This is a genomic window from Duganella sp. GW821-FHT01E12 (assembly GCF_059422325.1).
Genome location: NZ_JBWKWR010000002.1, coordinates 402,670 through 415,577 on the forward strand (window position 1 = coordinate 402,670; position 12,908 = coordinate 415,577).

Sequence of the window (12,908 nt, forward strand, 5' to 3'; positions counted from 1 at the left end):
GCCTTCCGCGCCAGTCTGGAGATATTCCAAAAAAACCCTTCCAAAACAATTGCTTATGTATTCCTTCAAACATGGCTTGGCATTTGCTTAGTAGAGGGTAGCTGACTGACTCCATCTGGTTGGCAAAGTTTCGAAGCCCCTCGCGTAGCGATTCTTCATTCATCTAGGAAGGAAACAAAATGAAAAAACTAGGCATACTAAGCGCTCTGCTGGGAGCGCTATTTTCGGCCGCCGCGGCCCAAGCCACCACGCTGAACACCACCACCGCCGCCAACGTGCTCATTGCCGGCAACCCGGGCGAACCGGGCGCCCCCTCCGCCCTGGGCGGCGACGGCATACTGCAGAACTTCACGGGGATAGACTGGCATCAAAACGGCGCGGGCCTGGTGCAGGGCTTCACGCTCACCCCCGCCAACAATGCCGGCGATTTTGCCGACTTCACGCTGACCTATCAAGCGTTCGCCGCCGCCATCGGCAGCACGTCGGCAACGCCCGATCTGCGCGTGGCGCCACCCGGCCCCGCCACCGGCACCTACGAGCTGACCACCACCGCCACCCTGCACGAACGGGCCACCTGCCTCAACGCAGGCTGCTCGACGGTGGCGATCACCTTCACCCCGTCCACCTCCAGCACCTGGACGGTGTATTTCGATAACTCGCCCGATGCCGATCAGGCGGCCGGAACGGGGTTCACGGATGGCGCGATCATGCTGTCCGGTACGTGGGATACGGAACTGTCGACCTTTTTCGCGACCGGCACGTCCGGCACGCCCGGCGCCACCGGCGTTGGCTCGGCGACTCTGACGGGAACGGTGCTGATGACCAACGCGACCTACGTCTCGCCGGCCCTGGCGGGCAGCCGTTTCGACACCACGCTCAACTTCCCCGGCCCCGCCTCGCCTGGCTTCACGCGGCCGCTGCTGGTCAATGGCATCGCGACCGGCCCGAATACGGACTCGCAGTTCGTATTGAATATCGACGGCGCCCAGCAGTTCACGCCTGTGCCTGAGCCAGCCACGCTGGCACTGGTGGCCGCCGGCATCTTCGGCATGGGGTCGCTCGGCCGCCGGCGCGAAAAACGGCAATAGTCCGTGGTCAGGACTCGCACTCGGCAAGGCCGGCGTTTGCAGCGCCGGCCTTTTTTCATGCGCCTATCGCAAGCGGCGCGCCGGGCTGCCCCCCCAAATCTCACCGGATTCGATGCGCGTGCCCTTGGCCACCAGCGAATTGGCCGCCACGATGGCGTTGTCGCCTATCGTCACACCGGACAAGACCACCGCATGCGCGCCTATCGTGACGTGGTTGCCTATCGTGATGAAATAATGACCCAAGGTATCGCCTTCGATCACATGGGGAACCAGCAAGGCGGTTTCGCCGACCACGCTGTTGGCGCCCATCCGCACAAACGATGGATCATAAATAATGCCCGAGCTGTAGGTGTTGGCGCCCAGGCGGGCGCCCAGCCCGAGGTAGATCAGCCGCATGATGGGGATGGGAATAATGCCGCCGCGTATCAGGGAATTGAACAGTATCAGGTAAAACAGCACATACACCTGATAGATGAACTCCTGCCGGGAAGCGAATTCGATATTCCCATCATGCAAGGGCAAGGCCCACATGAAGATACGGAACACGAGCATGCCGTACAGGTAGACCAGGACCACGGCCGCCGCGGTGACGGCCACGCCCCGGAAGTCGCCCAGGCCGGGAATGTTTCCCACGCCGCAGTAGGCGCTCAGCACCGCCAGCAGCAACACCAGCGCCAGCATGAACAAGAAAACAACAATCGCGGAAGGTCTGATTTTTCGCATGAAAAAACTCCCCACAAGAACGCCGATTATAGGAAAAGGGAGGTTTTCCAGTCGCCGGTTTGCCTCGCGTACCAAAGCCTATGCAAGCGATCCTTGATCCCGATCAAAAGGCGCGCAAATGAAAAAGCCGCTGATACCTGACGGCATCAACGGCTTCGAATTTGGTTGCGGGGACAGGATGAGCGTCCCGTTTCTCCTCGGTTCAGGCCAAGCCGTTGAACCTAAAGGGCAATCGCGGATTGGCACTTCCGGGAGCTGGTTCAAGGGTGTGGCACGAAGTGTATCACTTTTTGGTTTACAAACTCACCCATCAACATGCTATATTTGCAACATGAACATCATTCCACGTCGTATTTTGCGACTCTACTGCTTTGCTCCCAATAGAAAGATTCGTTATGAATGGAATTTTTTATGCGGCTGCGTTTTTAGCTGTTGTGGTTGAGTGGTTTCTCATCAAGCCAGAATTTAAGATGTCGCCCTCATGGACCATTGCAATAATCGGACTTTTGTTTGTTGGAATAACAGGCAAGGCGATGTGGGAATTTTGGAAATTCATCACGGCGAACGCTGGGAATTTTAAAAAAATATTGACGGCCATTGGGTTGTTTCTTTTCCAATTTGTGCTGGCTGCGGTCGTAAAAATGTTCTTTAGCTCTTAGCGAGCCGATAAAGAGTAAAAACAATATAGGTGGTCAAGCACACAGCCACAATCGCCGCAGCAACGTCAAAGGGATCATGTGGGTTGACCCGAATGTTCATTGGGGAGGCAGCTTGGAGAAGTTGGACAAATGTGAAGTTTGTATTCATCGCAGCTCCTAGTGGTTTTTAAAGTTTTTCATCTTTTTCAAAGCGGAAGTCAAGGGGCGGAAATTTCATCCCCTCCCTACTTCAAGATTGATATATGCCCGTAGTAATCTTGCGCAAGCTCGGTTCTCTTATTGAGGAGTATGAATCCAGAAAGACATGGATAGACACTCGTGCGCTTTCGGGTGAGCTCGAATCGTTGATCCCCGAGGTCGCCGCTTTGACCAATGACGAACGGCGCGGGTGCGTGGCCGAGATTGTCGGCCACCGCTTCATGACCACGACGCCCGCCGACCGTGGGCCGTGGGACTCCTACTTCGGGCCGGTGTCGTCGGGCGTTGACCATGCCGGCAACGAGGTCCACGTCCCCGACGCCAGGCAGATCGAGGCCGAGGTCATCGAATACTGGAAGCTCCGCTCCGAGCAGACGCCGCACCCGATCCTTCGCGCACGCTACGCCGACCTGGCGTGGGAGATCGGCAGAATTTGGAACAAGGGCCACCCTGGCGAGACTCAGATCGAGTTGCCGCGAGAGCTGGCGCAGCGGGCCGTCGTCGCCTACTTGGACTCGGTCAAGCTGCACGATCCGGCCGATCCCTTGAAGCTGCTCCAAGCGTGGCGCTTCTTGGATCGGGCGCTGGGCCTCGCGATCTCCATCAAGGACCAAGCGCTGATCGACCGCGCCAAGGCGGCGGCCTTCGACTTCAACCGCGCAAACCGGGCCGCCGGGCATGCGTTCCAGTGGTGGCTGATCGACGACCTCGCCTTCGACCGCAAGGGCTTGCCCCTAACTGACGCCGAGCGCGCCGAGCTTCTTGGATGGCTTGGAGAGTCCCTCGACGCGTGCGCCAACATCGCCGACCCGCAGCGCTTCGACCCGCACCAAGCGTTGCAGGCCGCCGACAGGATCGCCCGCTGGGGAGCCAAGGCCCGCAAACCCGAGCTGGGCATCGCGGCGTTGAGGAAAGCCGGCGGAGCGTTCGAGGCGTTCGCGAAGCAGGCCAACGCGATGACGGCCATCGCCTGGCTCGAAGACCTCAGCGCGCGCTACCGCGACAACAATCTGGCCGAGGACGCTTCCCGCGTGGACGCGGCCATCATGGCGCGCAGCGACGAGGCGCAAAAGTCGATGAAGCTGTCTTCGACTGAGATCAGCGTGACGGCCGAGGAGATGGAGAAGTGGCTCGACGCGCTGACGGCGGACTCGCCGAAGCTGGCGGTTGGCCGGATCGCCTTCCACCTGATATCAAAGCCCGAGGACTTGCGCCGAGAGATCGAGGAGATCGCCGCCAACGCGCCGATGCACGCGATGATATCCATCACGCTTATGGACGACCACGGCTTCACTGCTGCGACCATCGGTTCGGTCAAAGACGACATGCCCGGCCGGATTATCAACGCTGCCGCCAACCACATCGGCGCAGGCAGTCCTTGGCTCCACCAGGCGTTGGCTCGGCTCAAATCTCGTTGGAGCGTGGACGCCGAGGCGCTGCTTGAATTGCTGGCCCAGAGCCACTTGTTCCCTCCACGGTCGCATGGCCTACTGCGCGCGGGCATCGAGGCGTGGTTCACGGGCGACCACGTGAAGGCCATTCATGTTCTTGTGCCCCAGGTCGAGGCTGGCTTGCGTGAAATGCTGCGCGCCTATGGCGAGTCGCCAATGCGACGCAACAAACACGAGGGGGGCTTCGAGACGCTTGGCATGGGGACGTTGCTGATGAACCCGGTGTTCAAGGAGAAGGCCCATCCGGCGTTCCGGCTGCACCTGCGCGCGCTCTACACCAGCCCCAAGGGGATGAACCTTAGGAACAAGGTGGCCCACGGTCTCGCCAGCCCCGACGCCTTTGGCTTGGGCATGGCTAATTGGGTCGTCCACTCGTTGCTGGCGATTCGGATATTTGGGCACCTGCAACCCGACGAGCAAAAGTCGCCTGAATCGGAGATCCTGAAAACGGATCAGTCGCCAAGCTCGCCCGATTGAGCAATCCTTGGGGCTCGGCGTCAAAAAGTCCGGGCAATATACCCCATGCCCCAACGGGTGGCTTGAATCCATGCGACAGCATGGAAAATATCCAGCGACGAGCAACAGCAGCAAGCCGACAAGCCACCTTGGCGGAGTTGCCTGTTGTAATATAAAAAAGGATCGACACTCCGACAAGCTGGCGGCTTTCACACGCCGCTTCGGAGCAAGCCTCCGAGCGATGTCGCGGTGGATTCGTTTCTACTGGCCCACCGCCACCACAACCCACCCATGATAGAAAGCGCCAACGCCCGGCATGAACTCGCTCGCATATCATGTCGTGGTCCACGCGCTCGAAGGCCGCTCCGGCTGGACGCCAATTTCGCGCTTCGCCGCGACGGTCGCGCACATCATTGACGGCCATCTCCCATATGAGCGCTACAACGCAGCCGGCCGGGCGCGCGCGGCCGAAGGCGCCACCGAGGGTCAGATCGACGCCGCCATCCGGGAGTTCCTCCTCACCGACTTGGCGCCGGGCGTGGGAACGATCAGCAGGTTGATGACGCCCGCCGTTGTGATAGCTGGATTCAACGCCTACAACGCCTCGGCGGGGATCGCCGTGCGGACGAGCGTCTCGATGCCAAGCGGCGGCGAGCGCGATCCCTTGGTGGTGGCGCAGCGGAGGATGCTGGTCGAGGCGGCCGATCCCGCCCCTTGCCGCGTGGGCACCCTCGCGATGTTCGATGGCTTGCTATCCTTTGTGAGCCGCAACTCGAAGCTCGCTGAGCCGCCACGGACAAGCCTCGCGACCGTGGCCGAGCAACTCGGCGTGCGCGGCTCGGCAGCCGCCGAGGCCGCTTGGATTTTTGAGCGCGAGGGTTCGATGCCGGTCGCCGACCTGGCCCGCATGCTTGGCTGCCATCAGCGCTCGTTGGAGCGCAAGCTCAAAGCCGAGGGGGTGACCGCCGAAACGCTGCGCCAGGCCGCGCGCATGCTGAGGGCGGCCGACAGGCTGGGCTCGGACGACAGCCTCACCACCATCGCCATCGAGGCGGGATTCTCCGACCTGTCACACATGACGCGGTCGTTCAAGACCTCGGCCGGCATGCAGCCGAGCATTCTGCGGGGGCTGCTCCGAGCCGATGGGGCCGCGCGCGCGGCAGCCGTGATAGACGCTGGGCGGCCAGTCGGCGCGCATCTCGCTTAACCCTAGTCGCGTCGCGGCATGGCAGCTTGCCCACGCTTGGCTGCCAGCTCCCAATCCCCGCTCGCACTCACATCACACCCAGCCCGCCACGACGCAGCCCTAGGATGGAGCCGACACGCTAAGCGGGCGAGGCTTCTCGCAGCTCCAAATGTGTTGCCATTTGTAAAAGGCCGATGCGTTGTCGCATGGATTCAAGCCACGCGCGGCGCGCGCCTGTAATTTGCGTCTGTGGATTGCGCGCTGATATCGGCCTGCCAAGGCAGGTCTTGATTGGCCGATATCAGCGCTTGGCCTTGGCCGGCTTCTTCGGCTCCAAGCGGCGCGTAAGTGTCTTGACGAAATCGACAACCAAGTCCCTATCGGCTGGATCGAGCTTGGCGAGCTGCTCGGCGATGAGCACAGCCTGGTCGGGGAGCGAGTCGCTCGCGCCCATGAGCAGCTCGGCCGAGCTGCACCCGAACATTTCGCCAAGGACGACCAAGCGCTCGCCGTTGACCGAGCCGACGCCGCGCTCCATGCGGGACACGGCCTCTGGCCCGATGCCGAGCAGCTCGGCCACGGATTCCTGCGTCAGGCCAGCCCGCTGCCTGGCGGCGCCGATCTCGTGGCCGATGGCCTTGCGCAAGAAAGCGGCGCGCTCCTCGGCCTCGGCAGGCGATGGCGGCGGCTTTCCGTCGTATGTGTAGAAGTAAAACAAATGGGTCTCCTCGTTCAACCTAGATGGTGGAGACCCATCTAGATGCTTTGAAGGACTCAAAAGGTCGAGTGTCAACCAAATTGGTTTATTATGCGTTTTAGGCGGGCGGGCAGACGCCCGCTTCCAACATAGGAGGAGAGGAATATGGGATTTTTCGCGACGGTTTTCGTGATTTGGGGGTTGGTCTTTTCGATGTTCGTGCCATTCGCGGGCGGTGGGCTCGCGACCTTGGGCGTGTTCGCCTTTGCATGGGTGCCGGCCGGCGCGCTCGTGTGGTTCGTCGTCCACCGCGCGGGGCAGCGCGAGAAGCTGCACAAGGCGATGCTCGACGCGGCGGGAGTCGCGCAAGGGACGGGGTTCGACCATGCGGAGGATGGCACGGGCATCGCCCTCAACCGCGCGAAGCGCGAGCTGGCATTGCTTGCCGATGGCGCATGGCAAACATACAGCTATGAGCAAATCCGCGACTGGGCGATCCAAGCGCAGAAAGCGGGCACGGTGGTGCCGGCGTTTGGCGTCGCCAACGGCATCGCGGCGGCCGGCGCGAGCGCGCGCATGGCCCGCGAGGCCAAGGCCAACACCGGATTGTTCCTGAACGTGAAGGACTTGGAGCGGCCGCAGTGGCGCGTCGCGATGAAAGAACCAATGGTCCGCGCGCGTTGGATGGAACTGCTGCGTCAAGAAATCAATGAGGGCGGCGTTGCTGCCTGATGGCGACGCTGGGCATCACGCAAAACACAAATCGAATGGAGAACAGCATGGGCAACAAAACAAAACAACTGATGTCAGCCGTCGCCTCGGCTCTCGCCGCCTTGGCCTTGACGGGCTGCGGAGAGTCCGCGCCGAGCGACGCGAACGTCCGGGAGGCGATGTCGAGACAGATCGAAATGATGGGGGGCAAAGCGGCCGTCGCGGATCAGAAGGCGGAGCTGGACAAGGTCAAGGTGGTCAAGTGCGCGAAGGCGGAGCTTGGCGGCTTCTCGTGCGAGTTTGATGGGCCGATGGGGCGCGTGACCGGACGCTTCAAGAAGGAGAGCGAGGGCTGGGTGTTCGCTGGCCCCGGAGGCTGACATGGGCGCGCTCGAATCTAGCGGGGCGGCCGGGGAGCCGCTCGCGGGGCTGTATGGCTTCGTCAAGACCCACCTTGTCGTCGTCAACGCCGTGGTCGTGGCCTCGGCCTCGTTCGTCGCGGCCATGGACTTCCTCGCCCCGAAGTTGGCCGTGGTGCCGACGTTGGTGTATTCGGCGACCGGCGCGCTGGTGCTGCTGATGCTTGTGGCGGCCTTCGCCCCCGGCCTCGCCGGCCGGCTGCTCGCCTCGTTGGGCTTCTCAGCGCGCAGGGACGGCCGCTCCGCGTTGTGGCGTCGGCCGGCGTGGCAGTTCTCGACTGCGATCTTGATCGGAGTCACCGCCATCGGCTTCGCGTCGGTGGCGCGGGCGTCGGAGGGCGGCTTGATCGCGGGCCGGTTCCCCGCCGCCCGCGAGTGGCAGGAGTCCTTGCTGGCCCTGTCGAAAAACACGGCTGACATCAGCCGAGGAATGGCGGCGGCCAATGGCAAGCTCGACGCGCTGGTCGCCAACTCGCGCGATCCGCAAAAAGACTTGGCGGCGCGCGGCTACTCTTACGACTACTCGGGCTTGTCGAACGCGATCAGGCAGGCCGATGTCAGGGCCATCCGGTTGTTCGCGCTGGCCGGGTTCAAGGTCCGAGGCCAGACGCCCATCGTGAACCTGCTCAACGGCCCGCAGCCGTGGAGCGACGAGGTGGCGGCGGCCCTGCCGGCGGACATGTTCGACAGCCCCGCAGCCTGCGACGACGCGGGCCTGCTCAACTACGAGTTGAGGCCTCCGGTGGACCGCCGCATGGCGATCTACAAGCGGCTGTGCGCATCGGCCCCAAGCATCGAGAGGCTGCGCGAGAAGGTCGAGGCCGAGCGGCGTTCCGTGGCGCCGGACGCCTATGAGGCTAGACTGCGCGAGGCGCGCAAGGCCAATCTCGCGCTGCTGGCTAAATGGGAGGTAAAATTTCCGTAGCGCAGAGAGTTCGCCAACCCAACGACGCTCATGTAAAATTTGCCAACCTGCCAAAACTCAGGTTGACAACGGAGATGCTTATCAATAAGGAATCGAAATGAGCCTATCAGGCCCTGCTGGACAAAAGGCGCCTTTATTGGGCGAAGCCAAGCGGCAGGCCACCGATTCCATTTTGGGATACGACTATCAAATATGGCGCACCGTGGAAGCCTGGATGCTTCTAAATCCTGGCGACATCCTTTACATTGAGTGCGCGGAAGACTACGACATCGCCAGCGATTCTGGCGTCTTGATGGCGCAAGTCAAAAATTCCCCGACGGCCATCACCCTAAACTCGGCCGAAGTGAAGGACACCATTCAAAATTTTTGGGCTGCGAGAAGGAGAAATCCCAATCGAGGAAAGCTCAGCTTGCGATTTTTGACTCGTGGCGAGATAGGACATGAGCGCGACAGGGCGTTCGGCGAGGAAAAGGGGCTTGAGCTTTGGAGCAATGCGGCTGCTGGCGATAGCGGCGCGGCCAGGCGCTTGGCGACCCATTTGGAAAAAACGCTCAGCGACGCGTCTTTGACGACATTTCTCAAAACCTCCCAAGACGACCAATTAATTGAGGAATTGTTCTGCCGCATTGAATGGGTGGCTGGCGAGGCCGGCATCGAAGCTGTCCAGGTCGCGGTCCAACGAATGGCGATACAACGCGGCGCGCAGGAGCGGATAACGGCCCAAGCCTCCGCAAAAGCCGTGGATAGCCTTTTGGCGAAGTGTCGCGAGGTCGCCGTCAGGAAAGAGCCTCAGGCAAGGAGTTTGACGCCGGAGGACTTTCAGCTGGTTTTTGAGCAAAGCACTACCCTGCCGGTTCCCATCACGAGCAATATTCTTGCGTCGTTGAACTCCATGCTCGCATCAGGCTCACAGCGGACTTCATTCTTGACCTCCGCCGTGAGCAACGAGTTGCCTCCGCTTGAGCGTCCCCATCTTCCTCGTTCCGAGTTTATAGCGGCGGTGGCAAGCAGCCTGTTCAACTCGCCAGCTGTCTTGATCGTTGGTTCCGAAGGGCGGGGTAAGACCACCATCGCCAGCATCCTTGGGCATCAGGTTAGCGGAAAGGTGCGCTGGGTGGACTTGACCGCCTATCCAGATGAATCGTCCATCGCGACGGCTTTGGAAGACGCCCTCATTGCAGCGCGCGGAGTCGAGCCACCCAAGTGCGTCATTTTGGACAACGTCCCGGTAGCTCAAGGCATGACGGATCACATCTGGATCATCATACGCGCGTTGATCGCGTCGTGCCGCCAAGCGAAGGCGGTCTTGCTGTTGACGGCAAAAGGGGTTTCGGACGACGCGGTGGATTCTCGATTCCGGGCGGCTCAAATCAAAGTTTTGTCGGCACCCGAGTTGACCCACCCCGAGGTCGAGCAGTTTTTTTTCGAGCTAGGATGCCCTGCGGAGAAAGCGACCCACTGGGCGAAGATATCCCTCTTGCAGTCGGGGAACGGCCATCCAAAGCTGGTCTACTTGCATGGCTTGGAGCTGCGAGACAGCGGCTGGCCAGAGGTCACGGGCGACGCGATCGTCGTGGCGCCGACAAGCATTGAAGAGGCGCGGACTCACGCGCGTCTTGTGGCGTCGAAAGCAGTCAACGACACTGATAGGCCGTTTTTATATGCGCTGAGCATGGCGACGATTCCGTTCGACAGAGCGGTCGCGCTGCGCGTTGGGGCCGGTTTATCGATAACGGCTCCTGGGGAAAGTTTTGACAGGTTAGCGGGAAGATGGATCGAGCATCGTGGTGACGCCAGGTATAGCGTCACTACGATGTTGAATGGCCAAGCGCAGAAAATTTGGGCTGAGGAAAGTGTGTGCACGGCCCATCAAATTTTGTTTGATGCCTTCATTGGCCGAAAAACGATCCGAGCCGACGAGGCGTGGGGCATCTTCCTCCACGCGTTCGCTGGGAAAGAGACTAAGAGGATCGCGGGCTTCCTCAAGAATTTGCTGTCCGAGGATTTCGATCAAGTTCCGCAGTTGGCGGAGGCTTTGGAGGTGCTGCTGCTCATCGGGGCAGGTGGCTTGAAATTCGCCATCCCCTTTGACAGGCGATGCTCGGTCCTTTTGAGGATCATTCAATTCAGAATCGCGAAGGTTTGTGAACACGACAAGCTGACCTCCATCGCTGAGAACTGGGGATGGGAAATCGAGCAAATCTCGGATGAGGAGGAGAAGGCGAGGTCCAAGGTCATTCGTGGGCTCTCGATCGCTTGCTGCATGGAAGGGGAGCTTCCGCCCTCCTTGGTGATAGGGGCGATCAGGGATGCTTCCCGATATCAGGAACTGCAACTTGCGCTCGACATTCCCACCCCTCCGCCGATTCCTGGTATGGATGAGAACATTCCTGTCCTGGCATGGCTGTTCGCGGCAGCTCAGACGCGATGCCATAGCGCGGAGCATCTGGATCAATTTCTGGTCGCTCTGGATGAGATTGAAAGCGCTACACGGGGGCAAATGCTGCAGGCCTTCGATGGACCTTACGCTCGCGCGGGAATCTCCATGGTGGAGAGCGCATGGCTTGGCGAGTTAAAGCGTGAGAGCAAAGACTGGCCGGCCATCATCGGTGTTTTGGAAAAGGCCCAGACCCTAGCCAAGAATTGGGAGTGCGAACAGCTTCGCGCCGCCGCCGTTAAAACACTGTCCATCATCTATGATGAGCAGCTCGGCGATAGCGAAAAGGCCTTGGAGACGATCCGAGGGTCCGATTTGCATGGCAGGTCAGTGATCCTGACCGATCAGGAAGCGAACGTGTTGTTTCGTCGCGACGATTTTGAGGCCGCTGTGCTTTTGTGGCGCAAGATTTTTGGCGAAACGACGGACGAAATAGACGCGTCTTTGCGGTGGCGCAATCGATTTTCGATGCGGAAGGCCGCAATCGCCGCTGGGAAGCTTGGTAGCTTCGAGGAGGCCGCAAAATGGCTGCAATGCGGGGCGGCGGAGGCCAGGCGAATGCCTGCGGGAGTGCCGGCTGCGGCGTTTGAGCTTGACGCCGCGTATTGCTGGTTCAAACATGGCGACGCGCATAAGATGGTGGAATCGTTGACGGTTGCGGCGGCGGCGCTCAAAGGCGATTACGACCGCTATGCGGAGTTTTTCCAATTCGCAGCTCAGAAGAATCTCGGCAACACCGCTTTGTGGTTGCAGGGATACTTCCTAGGCGATAACACAAGAGGGAGCGAGCCCTTCGTAGGCAGTTCAAGCAATCCAGACATTGATCGAGCCGGCTACCAAACCCTTCCCGCTGGCCCTCCTGTCATCGCGGCATACCTGATATTGGACGTGGCGCATAAAGTTGGAGTCGAAGCGGACGGGCTAAAGGAATTGGCCCTCGATCTTGAAGTGTCTAACAACGCCATCGCCGGCTTCCAGTTTAGTATATTGAAGCTTGAGCGGGCCGTGAAAAATGGCCATCTTAATGCCATGGCGGACTGCGCGTATCGTCTTCAAGTCGCGACATGGCGAACTGCCGAGGCCAGAAAGGCCGAGTCAAGCATAGCTACCGAACTTCCGAGAGACATGGATGTCGCCAACCTGCCACTGAACTCGTCAAATATCACGTGGTTTTTTTTGATGGCTCTGGTGTTGAGGACGATCATAAAAGGATCAGCAGAATCCCTCGCCAATGAATGGGATGCGGATTTGAGTGGTCGTCCGCGCGCGGAGGATTTCAAAGCGATCATCAAAGGCTTGACACCCCATTTCGCGGTCAACGCGGCAGCGGCTTATTCCGTCATGAGGTCTGTGCCTCTATCTTTCGCGAACGTCGGCGCCGCTGCGAAATTTCTCGCCAGCGACCAACGAAACCCCGGTGACACGCTATACGCACAGGCCGCTCTCCTAGTTTGGTTTCTGCATTCCCCTGCTCAGATGGTCTTTGACTATTCGTTGGAGGCATTCTTTGCGGCCTTCGCGAACCAATGGCGCCAGCACATTTCCACACCGGCGTTGCTTGTGAATCCGCGTCTGACCATTTCAACACTCGAATCCGCCATCAATAGCAAGGCGCCGGCGGCCAAGAAATTACTGGATCTCTTGTTGGCGGGCTGCGCCGCATGCCGTGCATCGATCCCTCCAGGGCTTGTTGGCGGCTTGGAGAAAATATCAAGCCAGCGAAACGCAATCGATAGTTTCTCGGCGCGGCAGTCGTGAGCATGCTAGACAGGACCATTGCCATGGCGGACATCACTGTTCGATGCAATGGGCAGGGAGCTCAGGGCTGAAATCTTGCGCCATAAGTTGATTGAGGGGGGCGCAGCCTAAGCATCCCCAGTCAATCGTGCTTTCACGGCATGTGATTCACGCGGTGCGGCTGCGGTGCAATGTGGCGTTCTGCAAGCCTTTTTATGGTT

10 protein-coding genes are annotated in these 12,908 nt (G+C 60.1%); 8 read left to right on the forward strand and 2 right to left on the reverse strand.

The window, feature by feature from the left end; translation table 11 throughout:
• The first annotated feature begins 179 nt into the window (after window positions 1-179).
• Window positions 180-1,088 carry a flocculation-associated PEP-CTERM protein PepA gene (pepA, locus tag AC07WS_RS07085; RefSeq protein WP_494728360.1) on the forward strand — a complete coding sequence of 303 codons (909 nt, stop codon included), beginning with the start codon at window positions 180-182 and terminating at the stop codon, window positions 1,086-1,088.
• A gap of 63 nt (window positions 1,089-1,151) precedes the next feature.
• On the opposite strand, the gene AC07WS_RS07090 is transcribed toward pepA, so the two are convergent.
• Window positions 1,152-1,811 (reverse strand): acyltransferase, encoded by a 660-nt coding sequence (locus AC07WS_RS07090; protein WP_494728361.1) that lies wholly within the window; start codon window positions 1,809-1,811, stop codon window positions 1,152-1,154.
• Between the two features lie 395 nt (window positions 1,812-2,206).
• Between AC07WS_RS07090 and AC07WS_RS07095 the strand changes: the two genes are divergently transcribed.
• The 3 genes from AC07WS_RS07095 (at window position 2,207) to AC07WS_RS07105 (ending at window position 5,782) form a co-directional block, all read left to right on the forward strand.
• Entirely contained in the window at window positions 2,207-2,470 is a 264-nt protein-coding gene (locus tag AC07WS_RS07095) for a hypothetical protein (protein WP_494728362.1), read from the forward strand.
• A 257-nt stretch (window positions 2,471-2,727) separates the two neighbouring features.
• Complete coding sequence (locus AC07WS_RS07100; RefSeq protein WP_494728363.1) at window positions 2,728-4,596, forward strand: DUF4209 domain-containing protein; 1,869 nt, start codon at window positions 2,728-2,730, stop codon at window positions 4,594-4,596.
• A gap of 295 nt (window positions 4,597-4,891) precedes the next feature.
• Window positions 4,892-5,782 (forward strand): helix-turn-helix domain-containing protein, encoded by an 891-nt coding sequence (locus AC07WS_RS07105; protein ID WP_494728364.1) that lies wholly within the window; start codon window positions 4,892-4,894, stop codon window positions 5,780-5,782.
• A 280-nt stretch (window positions 5,783-6,062) separates the two neighbouring features.
• Here the strand turns inward: AC07WS_RS07105 and AC07WS_RS07110 are convergent, their stop codons facing one another.
• Window positions 6,063-6,479: a helix-turn-helix domain-containing protein gene (locus AC07WS_RS07110; RefSeq protein ID WP_494728365.1), complete on the reverse strand. Its 417-nt coding sequence runs from the start codon at window positions 6,477-6,479 to the stop codon at window positions 6,063-6,065.
• Window positions 6,480-6,623: 144 nt separating this feature from the next.
• Here AC07WS_RS07110 and AC07WS_RS07115 point away from each other — a divergent pair, with 144 nt between their 5' ends.
• From AC07WS_RS07115 to AC07WS_RS07130, 4 genes are all read left to right on the forward strand, one after another.
• Window positions 6,624-7,190, forward strand: a complete 567-nt coding sequence (locus tag AC07WS_RS07115; protein ID WP_494728366.1) for a DUF4755 domain-containing protein — start codon at window positions 6,624-6,626, stop codon at window positions 7,188-7,190.
• A gap of 47 nt (window positions 7,191-7,237) precedes the next feature.
• A complete protein-coding gene (locus AC07WS_RS07120) occupies window positions 7,238-7,549 on the forward strand; it encodes a hypothetical protein (RefSeq protein WP_494728367.1) in 312 nt (103 codons plus the stop codon).
• A gap of 1 nt (window position 7,550) precedes the next feature.
• Window positions 7,551-8,513, forward strand: coding sequence for a hypothetical protein (locus AC07WS_RS07125; RefSeq protein WP_494728368.1), 963 nt, complete (start codon window positions 7,551-7,553; stop codon window positions 8,511-8,513).
• A 97-nt stretch (window positions 8,514-8,610) separates the two neighbouring features.
• Window positions 8,611-12,708, forward strand: coding sequence for a hypothetical protein (locus AC07WS_RS07130; RefSeq protein WP_494728369.1), 4,098 nt, complete (start codon window positions 8,611-8,613; stop codon window positions 12,706-12,708).
• Window positions 12,709-12,908: the final 200 nt, after the last annotated feature.

Bases quoted from the DNA above. Each gene is read 5' to 3' on its own strand.
- pepA (WP_494728360.1), top strand. From the start codon at position 180: ATGAAAAAACTAGGCATACTAAGCGCTCTGCTGGGAGCGCTATTTTCG.
- AC07WS_RS07090 (WP_494728361.1), bottom strand. From the start codon at position 1,811: ATGCGAAAAATCAGACCTTCCGCGATTGTTGTTTTCTTGTTCATGCTG.
- AC07WS_RS07095 (WP_494728362.1), top strand. From the start codon at position 2,207: ATGAATGGAATTTTTTATGCGGCTGCGTTTTTAGCTGTTGTGGTTGAG.
- AC07WS_RS07105 (WP_494728364.1), top strand. From the start codon at position 4,892: ATGAACTCGCTCGCATATCATGTCGTGGTCCACGCGCTCGAAGGCCGC.
- AC07WS_RS07115 (WP_494728366.1), top strand. From the start codon at position 6,624: ATGGGATTTTTCGCGACGGTTTTCGTGATTTGGGGGTTGGTCTTTTCG.
- AC07WS_RS07120 (WP_494728367.1), top strand. From the start codon at position 7,238: ATGGGCAACAAAACAAAACAACTGATGTCAGCCGTCGCCTCGGCTCTC.
- AC07WS_RS07125 (WP_494728368.1), top strand. From the start codon at position 7,551: ATGGGCGCGCTCGAATCTAGCGGGGCGGCCGGGGAGCCGCTCGCGGGG.
- AC07WS_RS07130 (WP_494728369.1), top strand. From the start codon at position 8,611: ATGAGCCTATCAGGCCCTGCTGGACAAAAGGCGCCTTTATTGGGCGAA.